This is a genomic window from Streptomyces poriticola (assembly GCF_036689765.1).
In the GTDB taxonomy this organism is placed as follows: domain Bacteria; phylum Actinomycetota; class Actinomycetes; order Streptomycetales; family Streptomycetaceae; genus Streptomyces; species Streptomyces poriticola.
In genome coordinates, this window is the sequence record NZ_JBAGKH010000022.1 from 59,043 (window position 1) to 80,739 (window position 21,697).

Sequence of the window (21,697 nt, forward strand, 5' to 3'; positions counted from 1 at the left end):
TTTCCCCTGGGGGTCGGGCGGACTTCTGGGCGGTGCGGGCCGGTCACGCGTCGTGCGCCGGGGCGCTCTCGTACAGGGCGATGGCGCCGGCCGGGCATCGCCGGGCGGCTTCCCGGGCCGACTCGCGCTGGTGCGGCGGCACCGTCGCGTCGAGCAGGACCACGGTGCCGTCGTCGTCGCTCTGGTCGAAGACCGCCGGGGCGAGAGCGGCGCAGTTGCCGACCGCCAGGCACCGGCTCCCGTCGGCCTCGGCCCGCAGGATCGCCCCCGCCTCCTGGTCCCCGGTCACCAGGTGACCGGCAGGGTGTCGACGCCGAAGACCAGCGCCTGGGTCCGGTAGTCGAGTTCGTCGTCCCGGACGGCCGGACGCAGTGTGGGGAACCTGGTGAACAGTGCGGGCAGCGCGACCCGCAGCTCCATGCGCGCCAGCTGCTGGCCGAGGCACTGGTGCGGGCCGAAACCGAAGGTGAGGTGCCGCTGCACGGGGCGGCGCACGTCCAGCCGGTCCAGGTCGTCCCGGCCGGTCGTCGCGCCGGGGTCCCGGTTGGCGGCCAGTACGGACGCCACCACCCGCTCGCCCTCCGCGATCTCCTGGTCGCGCACGCAGATGGTCCCGGACGCCTGGCGCGGCACGATGACCGCCGGCGCGCAGTACCGCAGCAGCTCCTCCACGGCACCGTCGGTCGCCGAGGGGTCGTCGCGTACCACCGCGAGCTGGTCGGGATGCCGGAACAGCAGGGCGACGGCGGCCGAGAGCGTGCTGGCGACGGTCTCGTGCCCGGCGATGAGCAGCATGTTGCCGATGCCCGCCAGTTCGCTGTCGGTCAGCTGGTCGCCGAAGTCGCGCACCACACGGCCCAGCACGTTGTCGCCCGGGGCCTTGCGGTGGCGCGCCACGAGGCCGGCCATGTAGGCCTCCATCTCGGCCGCCTTCTCCATCTGCACCTCGCGGCTCTGGGTGAAGTCCAGCGCGAGCGCGGTGCGGCGCTGGAACTCCGCACGGTCGCCGTAGGGCACGCCCAGCAGTTCGCAGATGACCAACGTCGGGATCGGGGTGCAGAAGAGCTGCACCAGGTCCGCGCCGGGGCCGGCCTCCGCCAGCTCGTCCAGCGCGGATGTGACGGCGCCCTCGATCTGCGGCCGGAGCTCCCGCGCCCGTTTGCTCGTGAACGACCCGGTCAGCATCCGCCGCAGGCGGGTGTGCTCGGGTCCGTCGTAGCTCAGCAGGTTGCCCGCCTGGTACGGCATGGACCCGCCCATGCGCAGCCGGTCGTCGGCGAGAACGCTCCTGACGTCCTCGTACCGGGTGACGACCACGGCGTCGAACGCGCCCAGCAGCGGGCTGGGCACCCTGACCCGGCGCAGCGCGTCGTCCTGCTGCGCCTCGTACAGTTCGGGGGCGGGGGCGAACGGACAGCCGTCGGATCGGCCCCCGATGGGGATCGTCCGGGCCGGGGACTCGGTCATGGGATCGCCTCTCTCGTTCCTTCGGGGGGAATGTGACGCGGGTGTCGCGTGGGCGGCGCCGGTACCGCCGTGGTTCACAGCCGCCTGCCGACGACGAACCCGGCGATCTCCAGGAACTCGCCGCACACGTCGTCCGGGATGCCCGCCGCGGCGAGGCACTCCTCCGCCGCGGCGAGTCTGCGGGCCGCCTCGTCCCGCGCCCAGTCCCGTCCGCCCGCACGCTCGACGAGATCGGTGACGCGCCGGACGTCCCGCTCGGTCAGCGGCTCCGGACGCCGGTACAGGGAGCGGAGCTCGTCCGTCCCGGGCGCGTCGAGCGCCGCCACCACGGGCAGGGACTTCTTGCGGACCCGCAGGTCGGCACCCACCTGTTTCCCGGTGCTTGCCGGATCGCCCCAGATGCCCAGCAGGTCGTCGACGAGCTGGAAGGCGAGCCCGATGTGCTCGCCGAACGCGCCGAGCCCGGCGACCAGGGTCCGCCCGGCGCCCACCAGTTCGGCGCCGAGGGAGCAGGCGCAGCCGAGCAGGGCCCCCGTCTTGTCGCCGGCCATGCGCAGGCACTCGGCCGGCGTCACGTCGTCGCGTCGTTCGAACCCGACGTCGGCGGCCTGGCCGTCGATCATCCGCCGGGTGGCGGTCATCAGCGACACGGTGGCGGAGCGGGCTCCCGCGGCGGGCGCGGTCAGCAGCGCGGAGGTGGCCGCGGTGAGCAGCGCGTCGCCGGCCAGGACGGCGCTCGGCACGCCGAAGACCGTCCAGGCGGTCGCCCGGCCCCGGCGGGTCTCGTCACCGTCCATGATGTCGTCGTGCAGCAGCGAGAAGTCGTGCACCAGCTCCACGGCCACGGCGGCGGGCAGGCCGTCCGCGACCGCCGCGCCCGCCGCCCGCGCGGACAGCAGCGCCAGGGTGGGCCGGACCATCTTCCCGCCCCAGCTGCCGGTCGGCCGGCCCGCGGCGTCCGCCCACCCGAAGTGGTAGTCGGCGATCCGGGCCATCTCCGGGCCCAGGTGGGCGCGTACCGCGTCGCGCAGGGACGGCCCCAGGATCGCGCGGCCGGTCTCGAGGGCCGCGGGAAGACTGCGGGTCGGTGTCGTCGTCATGAGCCCCACCGGTCCCCCGCGGAGCGGGCCGGGAGACGGGAGGGCGTCCGGGGCCGGTCCGCACGCGGAGGGTCCGGGAACGCGGTGGCGTGTCGCATCGTGCACCTTCACTGTCGGCTCGTGAACGGTCATGGCGTGGGCAGATCCCGGGGGGTCGGCACGGCGGTGCCCAGCAGGGTCCGGCGCAGCACCCGGGGGGAGGTGAGCAGAGTGCGGGGCGGGGCCAGCAGGAAGAGGACGTCACGGTTGGCGGCGCACACGACCGGATCACCCGGTACGTGATCGCGTACGCGGGCGAGGTACCGGTTCAGCAGCCGGGCGCCGGGCCCGGAGCGCACCGCGTTGCCGGCCGCCCCCGGCATGGGACTGTCCGCGCCCGTCGCCACCTCCCACGCCGTGCGGGAGGACCGCAGCACCGCCCGCTGCAGGGTGTGCGCCGAAGGAGTACGGCCCCCTGCCAGTGCCGTCCTGAGCGCGACCGCGTTCAGGGCCGCGACGGACAGGCCCTGCCCGTAGACGGGGTTGAGCGCGCACACCGCGTCCCCGACGACGAGCAGTCCGGTACGGCCCGGGCCCGCGCGGTCGTAGCGGCGGCGCCGGTTGGCGGTGTGCCGGTATCCCACGGGCCGGGTGAGCGGGAACGCCGTGCTCAGCCATTTGTGCGGAGCGGGATGCGGCAGCAGGCCGGCGAAGTCGACGAACCCCTCCGGGTCGGTGGGCGGCGCCTGGCCCCGCGGCCCGGACAGGGTGACCAGCCAGCGGTCGCCCTCGGCGGGCAGCACGATCGCGCCGAGCGGTTGCCCGGCGTCGGGCACGATGTAGAAGCCCTTGAGACCGGCGGCCGGGCCGTCCGCGTGGAAGACGCAGGTGGCGTAGGCCCGCCCGGTGTCCACCACCTCCTCGGCGGGGGGCCGGCCGCCCAGCTCGGCCAGCCACTGGGGCGTACGGCTGGCCCGGCCGGCGGCGTCCACCACGAGGTCGGCCGTGATCTCCTGCCGGGCGTGGTGAGCGCCGCTGCGGTCCCGGACGGCGACCCCGGTGATCCGGCCGGGCTCGCCGAGCAGGCCCGTCACCTCGGCTCCGGTCCGGACGCGGATGCGGGAGCCGGCCAGGACGCGCCGGCGCAGGCGGTGCTCCAGGAGGGGGCGCGAGGGGGTCAGGACCGGCCGGGACGGATTGCGGCGGGAGATCCACTGCTCCGCCTGCCACACCCCGAGGTCCCCCGGCACCGCCAGTCGCGGGGCGCCGGCGTCGGCCAGTTCGGGCAGCAGACCGGGCAGCAGTTCGCCCAGCGCGTTCATCCCGCTGGTCAGCAGGACGTGGGTGTGACGTGACTGCGGCACCCCGGCACGGGGTCCGGGACGGTCCTCGTAGTGGTCGCGTTCGAGAACCGTCACCCGTTCCGCGTGGTCCGCGAGGACGTGCGCGGTGAGCAGCCCCGCCACGCTGCCGCCCACCACGACCACATGGCCCAGCGGGGGCCGTGCGGTCGGTGTGCGCAGCGGCCGGACGGCGGGTGCGTGCTCGTGGTCCGGCCGCTGCGGTGCGGCGGCCGGCTCCCCCGCAGGCGTGCCGTCCGGCGGGCCCGGCGTGCCGTCGGCGTGCAGCGGGCACGCCGTGCCGTGCTGCCTCCCGGGAGTGTCGTCCAGCCGGCCGGCCAGGAAACCTGTGCCGGAGGTCGCGCCCGTGCCCGGCAGTTCACCGAGCATGTGGCCGACCAGCTCCAGGTGCGTGCTCCGCCAGCGCCGCACCGCTCCGGTCAGCTCGCCGAACCGCCGGGCCTGCTCCGGGGGGTGCTCGCGGCCGGGCTTCGTCAGTCGCCTGACCAGTGAGAACAGTTCCATGAACTGCTCCGACTCCAGCCCGCTCGCGGTGCCGAACCGGTCCCGGAAGGCGAGGAAGTCCTCCCGGCGCAGCGTGCGGTGCAGCAGCGTCAGCTGTCCGGCCAGGGCGTCCACCAGCCGCGTCGCCCGTTCCGTCCGATCGGTGAGGCACTGCTGCCCGCACGGGCCGGCGCCGATGTGTCTCAGGTCGACGAGGGCCTGGCTGAGCAGGGTCTCGGAGGCCTGGTGCACGACGATGAAGAGCCGTTCACTGTCGCTGAGGTCCCGCTGCTCCGCCGGGGTGAGCGGATGCTGCAGCGAGAGCAGTTCGTCCAGTCGCAGGTACGTCGCATAGGTCGGGGTGCTCGGGGTGGTCATCGGGCCAGCTCCTCGGGTGGGTCCGCGCTACACGAGGCGCCCGGGCACGGTGAGATCCGCCAGCGCGTCCCGGTGGACGCCGGGCGGCAGGGCCTGCAGCGCTGATGCGGCCAGCTGCACATGGCGGTGCGACACCTCGCGTGCGGCGGCCGTCCCGTCGTACGAGCGGACCAGTTCCGCCATGGCCTCGTAGCGCTGCTCGACCGGTACGGAGGTGTCGGCGAGCAGGCGCTCGATCCGCCGCTGCTGGTGCTCGGGCGCACGTTCGTGGGCGAGCAGCACGGGCAGGGTGGGGCGGCCGTTGCGGACGTCGGAGACGTTCGGCTTGCCCGCGCGCGTGCCGTCGTAGGCCATCAGGTCGTCGCGGATCTGGTAGGCGATGCCCAGTTGGTCGCTGTACTCGCTGAGCGCCTTCAGGGCCGTGTCGTCGGCTCCGCCGAGGGTGGCGCCGACACCACAGGCCATCCACAGCAGGGCGCCGCTCTTGTCCGCGATCATGCCGAGGTAGGTGTCGACGGAGCAGATGCCGCGGCTCATCCGGATCTCCCGGAGCGCCGCGTCCCCGATCCGCACGCCCGCCCTGGCCAGGACCTCCAGTGCCTGCGCCACCCGCGCCGCGGGGACGCCGGCGTCCCGGCACTCGGCCAGTGCGGCGAAGCCGTGGAAGAACAGCCCGTCCCCGCCGACGATCGCGGTGGACTCCCCGAAGACCGTGTGCGCGGCCGGCTTGCTGCGCCGCTCCCCGTCGCGGTCGATGATGTCGTCGTGCATCATCGCGCCGACCTGCACGCATTCCAGGGCCACCGCCGCGGGAAGGACGGTCGCTATGTCACCTCCCACCGCGAGACTGGAGCGGATCACCAGCCAGGGGCCCATCATCTTGCCGAAGGGCACCAATCCGTAGCGCACTATTTCGTCGAGGCCCGAAACGTCGTGCGGCCACCGGCCTTCGACCTCGGCCCGTACGATCGCCGCCACTTCGGGGTCGGCGACCTGAGGCACATCGATGTCGGTCATGAACCCGACGCTAGGGACGGTGTACCGGGGGTGTCGTCACCGACGGCCGGGCTCTGCCCGAGTGGGACCGGGGAATGGCATCTTTGGCCCGGACCCGAACCGGCCCGGACCCGACCCCGGACCGGACCCGACCCCGAACCCGAACCGGAACCGGAACCGGACCGGAAACAGAACCGGAGCCCGGGCCGGAGCCCGGGTGCGTGACCCGGGCCTGAGCCCGGGTGCGTGGCCGCCCCCGCGCTCAGGTCACCTCCCGTGCCAGCCGGCCTCCCAGGCTGGCCGCGGCCAGCTCGACGCGGGAACGGTAGCCGGTACGGGCGAACAGGCGCGTCAGATAGTTCTCCACGGTCTTCTCGCTGATCCGGAGGCGCAGCGCGATCTGCCGGTTGGTCAGTCCCTCGCCGATCAGCTCGACGATGCGCCGCTCGGTGACGGCCGGTGCGTCCCGCCGGCCGCGGGCCCGCGGTGCGGGGACCCCGCGTTCACGGGTCACCGCGCGGACCTGTTCCAGCAGCACCGACGCGTCGCACTGCTTGGCCAGGCCGTGTGCCTCGCGCAGCCAGGGCCGCGGATCCTCGGCGAACCGCGCGACGGCCAGACACGAGTCCAGCACGGCCGGCAGGTCTCCCCGGCCGCGCGCCAGGTCGACGGCCGACCGGACCTGCTGCACGTCCCGGTGCACCAGGCCGCGCGCCAGCAGAAGGCTCTCCGTCGCGTCCGTCCCGGTCTCGCGGCGCAGGAGCTCGATCTCCTCCAGCAGCTCCGCCGCACCCTCCTCGTCGTCGGTGGACGCGGCGATCCGGACCGCCCGCGTCAGCAGGGAGAACAGGCCCGCGTGGGGCCCGGCCCGGCGCAGCCGCGGGCTGAGCCGCCGGGCCAGCCGCACCGCGCGCGCGTCGTCGCCGCCGCGGCTGTACAGGCCGATCCGCGCCCAGGCGCGCAGCACGGCGAGCCCGGGGGCCGGCGCGGCGTCGTGCAGCCACTGGGCCGCCTGCCGGAACTCGCCGCGGGCGGCGCACATGTCCGCGGCGAGCAGCCGGGCCGCGTGGTGCGCCAGCGTGTCCGCGGAGGCCGACAGCTCCAGCTCCCGGACCGCGGACATGGCCTGTGCCCAGTCGGCCCCGCCGTAGTCGTGCACCACCCGGCGGTACCCGCCGAGCACGCCGGTCGCCGGAACCCGGTAGCGGGCGCCGAGCACGAGGCGCATCACGCCGGCCACGTCGACCACCGAGGCCGCGCAGTGCAGCTGGTCCAGGCGCGGGGAGGGCGCCGCCCGGCCCGAGCCGCGCCAGGCCCGCTCGCAGCCGCCCAGGTCGCCGGAGAGCGCGCTGCTCAGCAGGTCCATCCGCGCGGCGGAGACCGGCTCCTCGGTGCCGGCCGGGTCGGCGGGCCCCCGCTCCCCGGCCGCTTCCCCGGGGGTCAGCCTGCGGCCGAACCACCACTGGGCGAATCCGACCGGCTCACGGCCGGTGACCTGCTGGTCCAGCAGCGCCCGTACGGCCGCCTCGGCGGGTACCTCGCCGGAGTGCAGGGCGACCAGGACCGCGGCGTGGCGGATCTCCGGCAGGGAGCTCGGAGCGCAGCCGTGCTCCGCGTACTGGACGAGCGGCTCGCGCAGCAGCTCGTACTGGCCGGTCCGGACGACCAGGTTCAGCAGCCGGGTCAGCGCCGGGGCGTGCTGGGGTCCGCTCGGCGGCAGCCTGCGCAGCACGGCCGCGCACCACAGGGCCGCGCGTTCGGGTTGTTCGCGTTCGGCAGCCGCGGCCAGGCCGAGCAGCCAGGTGATCCGGTCCGCGTCGAGCGTGACGGACGTCCCGCCGTGCGCGATGTGGTCGGCCAGCTCCAAGGGGTAGGTGCCGCCGTGCTGCCGCGGCCGGGCGAGCAGCCGTTCGACGATCGACGCGTGCAGTGCGGCGGCGCCGTGGGTGCCCGGCCCCCGGGCCGCCGCCGCCAGGGCGGGGCACCGGCAGCGCAGCCGGCCCGCCGGGTCGGCCACCAGCACCTCCGCGTCGATCAACTGGTCCAGTGCCCGGCCGCAGTCGGTGAGGTCGGCGTCCAGCACCTCGGCGAGCAGCGGCAGATCGTCCACGCCGACGCCGTGCCACACCGCGACCGAGGACAGCAGCCGTCCGGCCGGATCGCCCAGGGAGGCGACCCGGCGCAGAAGATGGTGCTCCGGGGGCAGCTCGATCGGCTCCGCCGGGGCGCGCAGGCACAGCCGGCCGCGGAATGCGGTCAGCCGGCCCCGGCTGCGGAGGTCGGCGAGGGTGCCCAGCACCGTACCGGGGTTGCCGAACAGCGGCCCCAGCGCGCTGCGCAGGAGACCCGGCACCGCCTCGTCCAGCCGTGTGCCCGGCGCACGGCGCACCAGGGACTCCGCGATGTCGTCGGGCAGCGGTCCCAGAGTGACCACCTCGTCGGCGGCCGCCAGCAGTTCGGCGAGCCCCGGCTCGCGTTCCGCGCTCTCCTCGCAGGTGGCCAGCACCAGACAGCCGGACCGGCGGGCCGCGGTGAGCAGGGGGGCGGGCTCGGGGACCGCCTGCGCGTCATCGGCCAGGATCGCGGTACGACCCTGCCTGCCCATGCTCTCGAAGAGGTTGTCCAGCGCGGTGACCATGGACGGAGTCCATCCGCCGGCGTCCCGCCCCGCCGTGTCGCTCAGCCGGGCCACCGTGCTGAGCGACACGGCCAGCCCGGACTCCTGGAACTGCTCGAACCGGTCGCGCACGGTGCGTACCAGCGGGGCGAGGGCGAACGCGTCGTGGCCGTGGCCGCGGCCGTCCGGACCGGCGTCGCCCAGCCGCACCGGCAGGACGCGGAACCCGTCCGCACGCAGCATCCGCTCCGTCTCGTCCAGCAGCGCGGTTCTGCCGATGCCGGCCGGCCCTCTGAGCACGATCAGGCGGCCGCCGTCGGCGGCCGACGCCGCGCGCAGCACCGCCAGTTCCCGTTCTCTCCCGCGGACCGCGGCGCGCGTTCGGGCCACTGCCGGCCTCCTCTCGTGCCGCGTCGTGCGGCGATGACGGCGGGACTCGGCAACTCCCCTTGTGGAATCTGATTTTAATGTTCGAGAAGCCTGCCGGAACCGGGCACCAGGCATACTGGAAACGTGATCAACCACGGGCACTGTACGGCCGATCCCCACCGGCCGGTGCGGGCGCTCTTCGGTCGCGACGCCCCCGTCGCGCGGGTCGCCGACATCGCGGCTTCCCCCGGCGCGGCACCATTGGTCCTGGTCACCGGCCCGATGGGGATCGGCCGGAGCGCGGTGCTGGACGCTGTCCGGGACGAACTCGCCGCGCGCGGCCTGCCCACCCTGTCGCTGCGGGTGGCGCGCAACGAACGCGACCGCCCCTACTCCCTGGCCTCCCGGCTGGCCGCCGAGCTCACCGCCCGGTACGGGGGCGGGGACGTCAGGCGCTCGCCCAAGGCCGCGGTCCCGGCCCCGCGCGCGGAGGCCGGCCGTCAGCTGGCCGCCGAGCTGCGATCGGCCATCACCGCGCGCGACAAGCTCACGGTGCTCATCGACGACGCGCAGTGGATCGACGCCGACTCCCGCGCCGTGCTGCTGCCGATCCTGCGTACACCGGCCGGAGGCCCGGTCACCTTCGTCTGCGCGCTGCGCCCCTCACCCGCCGATCCGGCGGGCGACCGCGCGGCACTGGACCAGCTGCTCGCCGCCGGTCTCGCCGAGGTGGTGCCGCTGGGGCCGCTGCGCGACGCGGAGGTCCGCTCACTGGTCGCCCAGCAGCTGCAGGCCAAGCCGTCGGCAGCGCTGATCGCGCATCTGCGCCGGGAGTGCCGCGGCAGGCCCTCCGCCGTGCTCGCCGCATTGGCGGGGCACTGGCGGAGCGGGTCGCTGTGCGTCTTCGACCGGCACGCGTACCTCACCTCGCCGGACCGGCCGCCGCTGCTGCCCGCCGATCTGCCGCCGGTCGAGTATCTGCGCCGACGGGGCGGGCTGCTCTGGCCGGTGGCCAAGGCGGCGGCCGTGCTGCACCCGCTGGGCACCGCGGCGGCCGGGCTCATCGCCGAGGCCGTGGGCAGAGGCGAGGACGAGGTCCGCGACGCGCTGTCCGAGCTGTGCGCCGAGGGGGTGCTGCGGTCCGGGCCCGGACCGGACCGCTGGCGGTTCCGGCTGCCGCTGCTCGCCTCCGCGCTGATCACCTGCCTCGGGCAGTACGAACGGCGCAGGCTCGCCCAGCTGGCGGTCACCGCGATCTGGGCGGGCGAGGCCACCGCGGACGGCTGCTACCTCGCCGAGCAACTGGTCACCGCGGGCCGGTTCGTGGACTCCCGGCGGGCGTCCGGCGAGCTTCTCGCCCGGGGCAGCGCCGCCATGCTTGCCGACGGGTACTTCGCGGAGCGCTGGCTGCGCGCCGCCATCGACCTGATCACCGAACCGGACCGGCAGGTCGTCGCGCTGCTCGCGCACGCCGCCACCTGCTACATCCATCTGCGCTTCACCGACGCCATGAACAGCGCGTGGTCCGTGCTGTCCTGCCATGCCGACCTGGTCACCCCCGCGGCCCTGCTGGAAATGGAGATGATCTACGTCGTCTCCCTGGCCCAGACCTTCGACACGGAGGCGCTCACCGAGATCTGCGACGGAGGCTGGCGCAGGTTGCCGGGCGGGGAGGGGCACCGCGTCCTCACCCGCTGCGTCGCGCTGTGTCATCTGGACCGCTGGCGGGAAGCCGACGAGCACCTGGAGGCGCAGCGGGACGTCTGGAGCCGGGACAGCGATCTCGTCAACGGGCTGGGGCTGCTGATCAGCCAGTCCGTCGGGGCGTTCCTGGGCAGGACCGAGCCGCTGGACCGGGCGGTCGCCGATCCGCCCCGATGGCCGCTGTGGGACCAGGGAACGCGGCACCGCTACGAGCGTCTGTCGCAGATGACCCGGGTGCTGATGGCCTTCGGTGAACTCGACCGGGCGGAGGGGGTGCTGGCGGCGCACCAGCTGCCCTCCGGATACCGGCCCGTTCCCGACCGGGTGGTGGCGGACAGCCAGGGCGGGCGCTGGCACCGGGCGCTCGACACGGCGCGGCTGGGCCTGGCCACCGGCCTCTCGGTCGGCGAGCTGCCCGCCCACACCCTGATGTGCCGGGAGACGAGCGTCATCCTCGGTGCGTGCGGCCGGCTGACCCAGGCCCGCGAGGTGATCGAGAGGGCGCGGACCATACAGCCCGCCATGCTCCATATGCTGGCCGTGCCGGAGTCGTACCTGGACCAGGCGCTGGGCGCGACCGAGCGGGCCGATCAGGTCGTCGCCGAGGCGCTCGCCCTGGCCGTCGAGCGCGGCCTGGTCGTCGGCACGGACGAACTGTGGCTGCGGATGGCGCTGACGGAACTGGCCGCCGGCGATCCGGCCGCGGCCGAGCAGTGCGTCGCCGAGACGGCCCGGGTCGCCGAGCTGACCGGTACCGGCCGGGCCCGGCTGTGCCGGCTCGCCGCCACCGCCGTGGTGCGCCGCGACCGCGCGGCCGCGGCCGAGGCGGTCCGGCTCGCCCGGCGGCGGGCCCAGCCGCTGGAGCAGGCCGACACGGTGGCCGCCGCGGTCCGTCACGGGCTGGCCGACCCGGAGCTGCTGCACGAGGCGTATGCGCTCTACGGCGACCTCGACGCGCTGCTGCGCCGGGCACAGCTGCGGAACCTGATGCGCCGGCACCAGGTCGCCGTGCCGCGCCGCAGCGCCGTCATCGCCGAGAGCGAGCGGCTGCTCGCCACCCTGGTCACCGAGGGGCTGACCAACCGTGAACTGGCCGTCGTGCTCGACTGCAGCGAGAAGAGCGTGGAGAGCCGGCTGGGCAGGCTGTTCAAGCGCACCGGGTACCGCTCCCGCGTCGAGCTCGCCTCGGCGGTGCTGACGGACGACTTCCCTTCGTGACGGGTGTTCACTCGGGTGACTTGACCGGTTCCGGCCGGGGAAGGAGCCCTGGGGAGTCCGGAGCCGGCGGAGGGGGACGCGGGATGCGGGACAGTCATCGGGCGGATGCCGAGCGGCTGCTGGTGCGGGCCGTGGAGGAGGAGGTGCGGCGCTCGGGCGGGCGCACGGACGGCAAGGTGCTGCTGTCCCGGGCGCGCGGGGCGCTGGAGGCGATGGCCGGCTCGGCCGCCGAGGAGTACGAGGCCTACACCCGCGCCCTGGACGAGGCCGGGGCCGGGCAGCTGACCTTCCGTCAGCGGTACGCCCGTGACGGCGCCGGGACACCGCTGCTGGTGGCGGCAGTCGCCGCGGTCGCCGCGGTGACCGCGGATCTGGCACTGGGCACCGGCACGGGCACGGCGGTCGGTGCCGGTGTCACCGTGGGAGTGGCCGGGGCGGCGGCGACCGTGGTGAGGGTGGCCGGCGCGCATCTGCCCGCCGCGCACCGCCGGGCCGGTGCGGTGAGCCAGCCGGGCGGGCCCGAGCAGTTGCGGCTGCAGTGGCTGACGGCGCTGGAGGTGCGGGGCATCCGGCCGTTCCTGGACCAGCAGCGGGTGCTGGCCGCCTCGACCGGGCCGCAGCAGCCGGGACCGCGGCTGCGCGGTATGGACAAGAGTGCGGCGGCCCGCGGGCGCACGGTGCTGGAGCAGTCCTTCGCCCGGCTGCCGGAGCTTCAGGGCGCGTTCGCCGGTCGGCGGCGGGAGATGGCCCGGCTTCGCCAGTGGGTGCAGTCGGCCCGCGCCGGTACCCGGACCGAGCCGACGGTGGTCGTGCTGCACGGGGCGCCGGGCAGCGGACGTACGACGCTGGCGGTGCGGGCCGTGCACGAGCTGCGGGACCACTTCCGCGGCGCCTGCGTCGTCGATCTGCGCGGCGGCGCCGATCAGGCCCCGCTGCCCACCCGGGACGCGCTGCTGCATCTGCTGAACCGGCTGGGGGCACCGCGCGAGCAGCTGCTGTTCCGGGAGCGCTCCTCGGCGGACCAGCAGGTCAAGCGGCTGAGCGAGCTGTACCACCAGCATCTGACGGGGGTGCCGGTCGCCGTGGTGCTCGATGACGCCTCGGACATCGAGCAGGTGTGCACGCTGGTGCCGGACCGGTCGGACAGCCTGGTGCTGGTGACGGCGCGCAGCGAGCTGGAGCTGCCGGCCGGTCTGCCCGCGCGGGTGCACCACCTGCCGGTCGAACCGCTGGACGCGGCGGGCACGGAGGAACTGCTCGGCGCCGCCGCACAGGAGGCGCCGGGGCCGTACGACGCCGAGGCCGCCGACCGGATCCGAGAGCTGTGCGGAGGGCTGCCGCTGGCGCTGCGGGTGGCGGGCTCTGCGCTGGGTCCGCGCGCGCCGCACGTCCTGGCCGCGGATCTGGCGGCGTACGGCCCGGTCGGGCCGGTGGAGCGGGCGCTGTGGCTGCGCTACACCGACCAGCCGGAGCCGGCCCGCCGGCTGCTGCGCCGGCTGGCGCTGGCCGGGCGGTCCTCGCTGGGCGCGGCTGCTGCCGCCGCGCTGCTGGACACGGACCGGGCTCAGGCGGCGCGGCGGCTGGCGGAGCTGTCCCGGGCGGGCCTGATCGACCCGGTGCGCGGCAGCCGGTACCGGCTGCACGACGAGGTGCGCGGGTTCGCGCGGGCCCGGCTCGCCGACGAGGAGGACCCCGCCGAGCGGGCGGCGGCGCAGGAGCGGCTGATCACCAACCACGCCGAGCTGGCCGACTCGGTGCTGCGGCTGGTGGACGGCCATGTGTCGACCCGCTCGGACCGGTTCGGGGCGCACGGGTTCACGTCCCTGGACGAGGCGCTGCGCTGGCTGGACGACGAGTCGAGCTTCATCACGGCGGCGCTGCGGCACGCGGAGGGCGTCGACCAGCGGGTGGTGCTGAATCTGCTGGGCGCGCTCTGCGACTACTGCCTGCTGCGCGGCGACCTGTACCGGCTGGGTGAGATCAGCGAGCTGGCGCAGGCGGTCGACGAGGGGCTGCTGGTCCGCTCGGTGCAGTGGCGCACCGGGATCGCGGCCCGCCAGCTGGGCGAGCTGGACCGGGCCCGGACCACCCTGGCCTCCGTGGTCGACCTGTACCGGGAGGCCCACCACGACGCGGGCGCCGCGCGGGCGCTGACCTCGCTCGGCATCACCCTGCACCACCAGGGCGGTCTGACCGAGGCGGCGCAGAAGCTGCGGGAGGCGCTGGACCTGGCGGCTGCACCGCAGCTGGCCGGGGACCGGGCCTGGACGCTGCACGCCCTGGCCGCGGTGGAGCGGGACCGGGCCCGGCCGGCCCAGGCGCTCGAGCTGCTCACCGAGTCGCTGACGCTGCACCGGGCGAGCGAGTCGGTGCACGGTCAGGCGTGGGCGCACTTCCAGCTCGGTCAGCTGCGGCTGCGGATGGGCGACGCGGGCCGGGCGGAGACCGAACTGCGGGCCGCGCTGGAGTTGTACGGCCGCACCCGGGACGCCCGCGGCGAGGCGTGGGCGCTGACCCAGCTGGCCCGCGCCACGCTGGTCGCCGGGGATGCCGCTGCGGCGGTGGAGGAGCTGCGCGCGGCGGCGGCCCGGCACCGGGAGAACGAGGATGCGCGCGGTACGGCGTGGACGGTGTACTACCTGGGCCAGGCGCTGGAGGAGACCGGCGACCTGGACCGCTCGGTGCGCGAACTGGAACGTTCGCGCACCATGTTCTCCCGGATGCGGGACGTCTACGGTCTGGCCTGCGCCCGGCACCACTCGGCCCGGGTCACCCGGGACCAGCGGGCCGCGCAGACCGGTTCGCTGCGCAATTCCGGGTTCGCCCGCCAGCTGCTGGTCGACGCCCGTGCCGACTTCCGGCGGATCGGCGTCGCGCACGGCGAGGCGTGGACGTGCCTGGAGCTGGCGGTGGTGGACGCGGGAAACGCCCGTACGCCGCAGGCGCTGGCCCGGTGCGACGAGGCGACGGCGCTGTTCGCCTCGTACGGGGACCGGCGGGGCGAGGACTGGGCGCGCTTTCTGCGCTGCACCCTGCTGCCGTACGCCGCGCCCGGCGGTGTGGAGGTGGGGTCGGCGGTGGCGCAGGAGGAGCTGGCCCAGCTGGCCCGGGCGGCCCACCCGGCACGGGATCCGAAGCTGGGCGAGTACGCGGAGGCGTTCCGGCTGCTGCTGGAGCGGGGCGTGCGGCTGGAGTCGGGCTGGCAGGCCTGGCGGCTCGGCATGGTCCCGGACCGCCAGGCCCGGGAGGTGCTGGGGGTGGAGATCCCGTCCCCCACCGCCGGCAGCGCGCCCTAGGGAAGGAACGCTGATCGGCGCGTACGTTCCGGCGGGGCGGCTGCGCGCCGCGGTGCCGGAACCTCCGCGCCGACCGGCGTCAGCCCTGCTGCGGCTCGACGCGACCGGACGACTCGGCCGTCCTGGCGGTCCCGGCCGCGCCGGTGCCGGAGGACGGGGCGTCCGGGTCCGGGGCCTCCTCGAAGTCGACCTTGCCCATGTGCCGGTTCATGGACTTCATCAGACCCCACACCGCCAGGGCCATCACCGCGAAGACGATGAAGCCGAGGACGCCGGGGGTGACCTTGTCCTCGTCCAGCTCCTTGGCGAGCGGGACGAGGTGCGTCATTGCCAGGCTTGCGCTTGCGCTCATGTCAGGCATTGTCCCGGATGCCCGCGAAGAGGTCGTCCTCGGGGAGGGAGGTGTCCACGAGGGACTTGGCCAGCTCGTACTCCTCGGTGGGCCAGACCTCCTTCTGGATCTCCATCGGCACCCGGAACCAGCCGCCGTCGGGGTCGATCTGCGTGGCGTGCGCGATCAGCGCCTTGTCACGGATCTCGAAGAAGTCGGCACACGGGACATGCGTGGTCAGCGTGCGCTCCTTGCGCTCGAACTCGGCCCACCGCTTCAGCCACTCGCCGTAGGGCGACTCCAGGCCGCGCTCCAGCAGCGCGTGGTGCAGCGTCTCGGTGCGCTGCCGGTTGAAACCCTGGTTGTAGTACAGCTTCTGCGGCTGGTAGGCCGGGCCGTACTCGGCCTCGGGGTACTTCTCGGTGTCGGTCGCGCCCTCGAACGCCACCATCGTGATCTTGTGGGTCATGATGTGGTCGGGGTGCGGGTAGCCGCCGTTCTCGTCGTAGGTGGTGATCACCTGGGGGCGGAACGAGCGGATCTGCTTGACCAGCTCGCCGGCCGCCTTGTCGACGTCCTCCAGGGCGAAACAGCCGTCCGGCAGCGGCGGCAGCGGGTCGCCCTCGGGCAGCCCGGAGTCGACGAAGCCGAGCCACTCCTGCTTGACGCCGAGGATCTCGCGGGCCTCGTCCATCTCCTTGCGGCGCACCTCGTGGATGTTGGCCTCGATGTAGGGGTCGCCCTGGAGCTTGGGGTTGAGGATGGAGCCGCGCTCCCCGCCCGTGCAGGTCACCACGAGCACGTCCACCCCCTCGGACACGTACTTCGCCATGGTGGCCGCGCCCTTGCTCGACTCGTCGTCGGGGTGCGCGTGGACGGCCATCAGTCGCAGCTGGTCAGTCAAGACTCATTCCTCGGTCAGGTCGGCGCGCCCCTGTGCGTCGGCGCTGTCTGGACGGTGTCGTCCCGGGGTGTCGTCCCGGCGACGTGGGTGGGGCATGGGTGAGGGGTTGCGGTCGGGTCGCGGTCCGGCGGCTTCTATAGTGACCGAATCGGAGGACGGAAAATTCCGGGGCCCGGCATCGGGCCCGTTCCGGGGCATCCGTCCCGCTCCGGCCGAGAGGACGATCATGAGTACGGCGAGCACGCGACTGCCCGAGGGCCGCTACGGCCGTTCCTCGGACGAACGGGCCGACCGCACGCTCAAGATCGTCGGTGGGGTGCTGGCCGCGGCACTGCTCGCCGTGCTCGGCTATTTCGGCTACCACTACGTCGGCCAGAACAAGATCAGCGGCGAGGTGATCGGCTTCGAGACCGGCGAGGACGCGGTCCGGGTGCACCTGGAGGTCCGCAAGGACGCCGGTGCCGCCGGTTACTGCACGCTGCGCTCCCAGGCCGAGGACGGTGAGCTGGTCGGCCAGGCCGACTTCCGCTTCGAGGGCGACGCCACGCGCATCGACAGGATCGTCACGCTGCGCACCAAGGCCCCGGGCACGACGGCCGAGCTGATCGGCTGCCACGCCGACTGAGCTGGGCCGGGGCTGCTGGGGCGGCCGGGGCCGCTGAGGCGAGACGCGCTGCCGACGGGACGGATCCAGCGACTCTGACCTGCGGTGACATAAATCTGGTGGCTTATGTCCTCCCCCTTTCCGCACTGAATTGTTAGGCTCGTGGTTTCGCCCTTCCGTGAGGGAACATCCTTCTGGGTAGGGCGATGATTTGTATTCCCAGTACCGACGAGGAGCACCTGTGACCCAGACCAGCGAGAACGTCACCTGGCTGACCCAGGAGGCGTACAACAAGCTCAAGGAGGAGCTTGACTACCTTACTGGTCCTGCGCGCAGCGAGATCTCTGCCAAGATCGCCGCGGCGCGTGAGGAGGGGGACCTGCGCGAGAACGGCGGGTACCACGCGGCGAAGGAGGAGCAGGGCAAGCAGGAACTCCGTGTGCGCCAGCTCACCCAGCTCCTCGAGACCGCGAAGGTCGGTGAGGCTCCGGCGGCCAACGGCGCGGTGGCGCCCGGCATGGTCGTCACGATCGCCTTCGACGGCGACGAGGACGACACGCTGGCCTTCCTGCTCGCCTCCCGCGAGTACGCCAGTGCGGACATCGAGACCTACTCCCCGCAGTCCCCGCTGGGTGCCGGCGTCATCGGCCACAAGGTCGGCGAGGACGCGGAGTACGAGCTGCCCAACGGCAAGACCGCCTCGGTGAGGATCCTCAAGGCCGAGCCGTACGAGGGCTGACGGCAGACCCGACCGGCAGACCCGACCACCGGACCCGACTGACTGGTCGGCCCGGCCCCCGGTCCAAGACAGGCCCCCGGCGTCCCTGCGGACGCCGGGGGCCTGTCGCCGTCCGGGACCGGGTCAGGCGGTCGCCGAGCGGTACTTGCGTACCGCCAGGGTCCGGAACACCACGATGATCAGCAGGGACCACAGCAGCGACGCCCACACCGGGTGCTGCATGGGCCAGGCGTCCGGCACCGGATAGCCCGCCGGCAGGTTCCCGAAGAGCTCGCGGCAGGCCTGCACCGTGGTGCTGAACGGGTTCCAGTTCGCGACGGTCTGCAGGAAGGCGGGCATGTTCTCCGGCGGTACGAACGCGTTCGAGATGAACGTCAGCGGGAACAGCCAGATCAGACCGCCCGAGGTCGCCGCCTCGGGGGTGCGGACGGACAGGCCGATCAGTGCGCCGATCCATGAGAACGCGTAGCCGAGCAGGAGCAGCAGGGCGAATCCGGCCAGCACCTTCCCGAGGTTCTCGTGCGTCCGCCATCCGACGATGAGGGCTACGACCCCGAGGACCACCAGAGTCAGCGCGGTCTGCACCAGGTCGGCGAGAGTGCGGCCGGTGAGCACGGCACCGCGGGCCATGGGCAGCGAGCGGAACCGGTCGATGAGGCCCTTGTGCATGTCGTCGGCGATGCCCGCACCGGCGCCGGCGGTGGCGAAGGTGACGGTCTGCGCGAAGATGCCCGCCATCAGGAACTCGCGGTATCCGGAGGCGCTGAGACCTGCGCCCGGCACGTTGATCGAGCCGCCGAACACATAGCTGAACAGCACCACGAACATGATCGGCTGGATCAGCCCGAAGATGAGCATCTCGGGAATCCGCGCCATGCGGATCACGTTCCGCCGGGCGACGACCAGGGAGTCCCGGACGGACTGGCCTACGGGGTTGGGGGACGCCTCGGTCCGCACGGCGTCGGTGACAGCACTCACTTGACGGCCTCCTTGTCCTGGCCCTCGGGGGCGGACTCGGCCGTGTGTCCCGTGAGGGAGAGGAAGACGTCGTCCAGGGTGGGTCGGCGCAGGCCGATGTCGTCTATCTCGATCCCGCGGGCGTCCAGCTCGCGGATGACCTCGGAGAGCAGCTTGGCGCCGCCGGTCACGGGCACGGTGAGCTTGCGCATGTGCTCCTCGACCGTCGTCTCGCCCTTGCCGAAGCCGCGCAGTACCTCGGAGGCCGCCGGTATGCGGTCGGCCTCGTGCACCACGACCTCGACGCGCTCGCCGCCCACGCGGGCCTTGAGCTGGTCGGAGGTGCCCTGGGCGATCACCCGGCCGTGGTCGACGACCGCGATGTCGTGGGCGAGGTGGTCGGCCTCCTCCAGGTACTGGGTGGTCAGGAGCAGCGTCGTACCGCCGGAGACCAGCTGTTTGATGACCTCCCACAGCTGCTGGCGGTTGCGCGGGTCCAGACCGGTCGTCGGCTCGTCCATGAACATCACCGGGGGCGAGACGACGAGGGCCGCCGCGAGGTCGAGGCGACGGCGCATGCCCCCGGAGTAGGTCTTGGTGGGCCGGTCGGCGGCGTCGGTGAGATGGAACTGGTCCAGTAGCTCGGCCGCGCGCTCCTTCGCCGGCTTCGCCCTCATCTGGTAGAGCCGGCCCACCATCTGGAGGTTCTCCCGGCCGGTCAGGTACTCGTCCACCGCCGCGAACTGGCCGGACAGACCGATGGACCGGCGTACGGCGTCGGGGTGCTCGAGGACGTCGAGGCCCGCGACGACGGCCCTGCCGCTGTCGGGCCGCAGCAGGGTGGTCAGACAGCGGACGGTGGTCGTCTTGCCCGCGCCGTTCGGCCCGAGCAGGCCGAGGACCGTGCCCTCGGGCACATCGAGGTCGACACCGTCCAGAGCCTTTACGTCGCCGAAGGTCTTGACCAGACCTTCGGCATGGATGGCGCCTGGCATATCAGTCTCCACGTCATCGGGAAGTCTTCGGAAAGCATGGAAGTGCGTGGTGCGTACCGCTGGCCGCGCAGGTGGCGCACGTCGTTCGTCCTCCGGGAGAGGGCGTGCGGCCCGTCGGCACGGATGCCACAGCCACGGTAACGCGATGTATCGCGTCTCTCAACGTGTTTCACGGGGAATGGACAGCAGGCGGCGGGCAACAGGTGGCGGGACGGGCTACGGACGTACGCGAACGGGTCCGAATGACGGGCAGCTCTACCGCATGACCGTGTAACCGGCGTCCCGCAGCGCCCGGCCGACCTCCACGCAGTGCTCCGGGCCCTTCGTCTCCAGGTGCAGCTCCACCTCCGCCTCCGTGAGCCCGAGCCGCGGGTCGGTCCGTACGTGACTCACATCGAGGACGTTAGCGTCGACCACTGACAACACCCCGAGCAGCGTGGCGAGCGCGCCCGGCCGGTCCGTCAACCGAAGCCGGACGGCCAGGTAGCGGCCCTGCGCGGCCATACCGTGCCGTAGCACGCCCTGCATCAGCACCGGATCGACATTGCCCCCGGACAGCACCGCCACCAGCGGCCCCTCGAACGCCCCAGGGTCGCTCAGCAGCGCCGCCACCGGGCTTGCCCCGGCCGGCTCGACCACGAGCTTGGCCCGTTCCAGACACAGCAGCAGCGCGGTGGACAGCTCGTCCTCGCTCACCGTGCGGACCTCGTCCACCAGGGAGCCGACGATCCCGAACGGCACATCGCCGGGCCGTCCCACCTTGATCCCGTCGGCCATCGTCGACGGCTGCTCGACCGACACCGGCCGTCCGGCCGCCAGCGACGGCGGGTACGCCGCCGCCCCCTCCGCCTGCACGCCCACGATCCGCACATCCGGCCGCAGCGACTTCACCGCGATCGCGATCCCGGCCGCCAGACCACCGCCGCCGATCCCGACGACGACGGTGCGCACCTCCGGGCACTGCTCCAGGATCTCCAGACCGACCGTGCCCTGACCGGCAATGATGTCCGGGTGGTCGAAGGGGTGGATGAACACCGCCCCCGTCTCCCGCGCGTACTCCTGCGCGGCGGCCAGCGTCTCGTCGACCACCTGACCGTGCAGCCGAACCTCGGCGCCGTAGTCCCGGGTCGCACTGATCTTCGGCAGCGGGGCGCCCTTCGGCATGAACACCGTCGCACGCACCCCGAGCAGCGACGACGCCAGTGCCACGCCCTGCGCGTGGTTGCCCGCGCTGGCCGCGACCACCCCGGCCGCGCGCTCCTCGGGCAGCAGCCCGGCGATCCGCACATAGGCGCCGCGCAGCTTGAACGAGCCCGTCCGCTGCAGGTTCTCGCACTTGAAGTGCACCGGGGCGCCGACCAGCTGGGACAGACGCCGGCTGCCCTCCATCGCCGTCACCCGCGCCACGCCCGTGAGCATCTTCTGCGCGCCGCGGACGTCGTCGAGGGTGACAGGCGGTGCGGTGCGGGCCGTGCGGTAGCTCATGACTCCAGCATCGCAGTTCACAGCCGCCGAGGGCCGTTGTGACCAACCTGCGAGACCCGCTTTGCGCAGCGCTGGTACGCCCTGCCGCCGGGCCGCGTACCCTGTCCCCCAACCAGCAGCCCTCCACGAAGTGAGCCCCCGGCCATGCCCACAACACCTGAAATGTCGATGGACATGACGACCGCCGGTGACACCGGTCTACTCGACACGCTGCAGCACGAGGTGGCGGTGTTCGCCCGCCGTGCCGAACAGACCCGGCTCGGCGGGGTCGGGCAGGTGCGCAACTCCATGGACCGCGCCGCGTACCTGCTGCTCAACCGCCTCGACAAAGAGGGCCCGATGGGCGTCAAGGCGCTCGCCGCCAGCATGGGGATCGACTCCTCGACCGTCACCCGGCAGGTCGCGCCGCTGGTCGACACCGGACTGGTCAAGCGCACCTCCCACCCCGAGGACGGCCGTGCGGTGGTCCTGCAGCTGTCCCCGCGCGGGGTGGCTCGGCTGGAGGAGGTACGCTCCTCCCGGCGTCAGCTGATGGCCGAGCTGACCGAGGACTGGACGCCCCAGGAGCGCGACGCGTTCTGCACCCTGCTCACCCGGTTCAACGGCGCGCTGTCCGCCCGGATGGCCGCGACCGGAGTCACCGGCCCGGAGGCACCGGCTCCCTCCTGAGCTCCGGTCGCTTCCCGCCCCTTGACCCACGGCTGGCCCTGGCCT

At 73.7% G+C, this 21,697-nt stretch carries 16 protein-coding genes; 5 read left to right on the plus strand and 11 right to left on the minus strand.

What is annotated here, in order from left to right:
* Nucleotides 1-43: 43 nt before the first annotated feature.
* The 6 genes from V5O46_RS23445 to V5O46_RS23470 form a co-directional block, all read right to left on the minus strand.
* Complete coding sequence (locus tag V5O46_RS23445) at nt 44-289, minus strand: ferredoxin (RefSeq protein WP_332886646.1); 246 nt, start codon at nt 287-289, stop codon at nt 44-46.
* Entirely contained in the window at nt 286-1,467 is a 1,182-nt protein-coding gene (locus tag V5O46_RS23450) for a cytochrome P450 (protein WP_332886647.1), read from the minus strand. The genes V5O46_RS23445 and V5O46_RS23450 overlap by 4 nt, the downstream gene beginning before the upstream one ends.
* A 74-nt stretch (nt 1,468-1,541) precedes the next feature.
* Nucleotides 1,542-2,567 carry a polyprenyl synthetase family protein gene (locus V5O46_RS23455; RefSeq protein WP_332886648.1) on the minus strand — a complete coding sequence of 342 codons (1,026 nt, stop codon included), beginning with the start codon at nt 2,565-2,567 and terminating at the stop codon, nt 1,542-1,544.
* Between the two features lie 128 nt (nt 2,568-2,695).
* Nucleotides 2,696-4,768, minus strand: coding sequence for a tryptophan 2,3-dioxygenase family protein (locus V5O46_RS23460; RefSeq protein WP_332886649.1), 2,073 nt, complete (start codon nt 4,766-4,768; stop codon nt 2,696-2,698).
* Nucleotides 4,769-4,795: 27 nt separating this feature from the next.
* Nucleotides 4,796-5,785 carry a polyprenyl synthetase family protein gene (locus tag V5O46_RS23465; protein ID WP_332886650.1) on the minus strand — a complete coding sequence of 330 codons (990 nt, stop codon included), beginning with the start codon at nt 5,783-5,785 and terminating at the stop codon, nt 4,796-4,798.
* A 241-nt stretch (nt 5,786-6,026) separates the two neighbouring features.
* Entirely contained in the window at nt 6,027-8,771 is a 2,745-nt protein-coding gene (locus V5O46_RS23470; protein ID WP_332886651.1) for a helix-turn-helix transcriptional regulator, read from the minus strand.
* A 123-nt stretch (nt 8,772-8,894) separates the two neighbouring features.
* On the opposite strand from V5O46_RS23470, the gene V5O46_RS23475 reads away from it, so the two are divergent.
* Complete coding sequence (locus tag V5O46_RS23475; protein ID WP_332886652.1) at nt 8,895-11,672, plus strand: AAA family ATPase; 2,778 nt, start codon at nt 8,895-8,897, stop codon at nt 11,670-11,672.
* An 83-nt stretch (nt 11,673-11,755) separates the two neighbouring features.
* Nucleotides 11,756-14,968 carry a tetratricopeptide repeat protein gene (locus V5O46_RS23480; protein WP_332886653.1) on the plus strand — a complete coding sequence of 1,071 codons (3,213 nt, stop codon included), beginning with the start codon at nt 11,756-11,758 and terminating at the stop codon, nt 14,966-14,968.
* A 79-nt stretch (nt 14,969-15,047) separates the two neighbouring features.
* Here V5O46_RS23480 and V5O46_RS23485 read toward each other — a convergent pair whose 3' ends face one another.
* Nucleotides 15,048-15,329 carry a hypothetical protein gene (locus V5O46_RS23485; protein WP_332886654.1) on the minus strand — a complete coding sequence of 94 codons (282 nt, stop codon included), beginning with the start codon at nt 15,327-15,329 and terminating at the stop codon, nt 15,048-15,050.
* Entirely contained in the window at nt 15,322-16,182 is an 861-nt protein-coding gene (mca, locus tag V5O46_RS23490; RefSeq protein WP_332886695.1) for a mycothiol conjugate amidase Mca, read from the minus strand. The genes V5O46_RS23485 and mca overlap by 8 nt, the downstream gene beginning before the upstream one ends.
* A 247-nt stretch (nt 16,183-16,429) precedes the next feature.
* Here mca and V5O46_RS23495 point away from each other — a divergent pair, with 247 nt between their 5' ends.
* Both V5O46_RS23495 and greA read left to right on the plus strand, forming a co-directional pair.
* Nucleotides 16,430-16,828, plus strand: a complete 399-nt coding sequence (locus V5O46_RS23495) for a DUF4307 domain-containing protein (protein ID WP_332886655.1) — start codon at nt 16,430-16,432, stop codon at nt 16,826-16,828.
* Between the two features lie 220 nt (nt 16,829-17,048).
* Entirely contained in the window at nt 17,049-17,546 is a 498-nt protein-coding gene (gene greA / locus V5O46_RS23500; RefSeq protein ID WP_332886656.1) for a transcription elongation factor GreA, read from the plus strand.
* A gap of 123 nt (nt 17,547-17,669) precedes the next feature.
* Here greA and V5O46_RS23505 read toward each other — a convergent pair whose 3' ends face one another.
* The 3 genes from V5O46_RS23505 to ilvA form a co-directional block, all read right to left on the minus strand.
* On the minus strand, nt 17,670-18,524 hold the full coding sequence (locus V5O46_RS23505) for an ABC transporter permease (RefSeq protein WP_332886657.1): 855 nt from the start codon (nt 18,522-18,524) through the stop codon (nt 17,670-17,672).
* Nucleotides 18,521-19,498, minus strand: a complete 978-nt coding sequence (locus V5O46_RS23510; protein WP_332886658.1) for an ATP-binding cassette domain-containing protein — start codon at nt 19,496-19,498, stop codon at nt 18,521-18,523. The genes V5O46_RS23505 and V5O46_RS23510 overlap by 4 nt, the downstream gene beginning before the upstream one ends.
* Before the next feature lie 255 nt (nt 19,499-19,753).
* A complete protein-coding gene (gene ilvA, locus V5O46_RS23515) occupies nt 19,754-20,983 on the minus strand; it encodes a threonine ammonia-lyase (RefSeq protein WP_332886659.1) in 1,230 nt (409 codons plus the stop codon).
* A 162-nt stretch (nt 20,984-21,145) separates the two neighbouring features.
* Here ilvA and V5O46_RS23520 point away from each other — a divergent pair, with 162 nt between their 5' ends.
* Nucleotides 21,146-21,652, plus strand: coding sequence for a MarR family winged helix-turn-helix transcriptional regulator (locus V5O46_RS23520; RefSeq protein ID WP_332886696.1), 507 nt, complete (start codon nt 21,146-21,148; stop codon nt 21,650-21,652).
* Nucleotides 21,653-21,697: the final 45 nt, after the last annotated feature.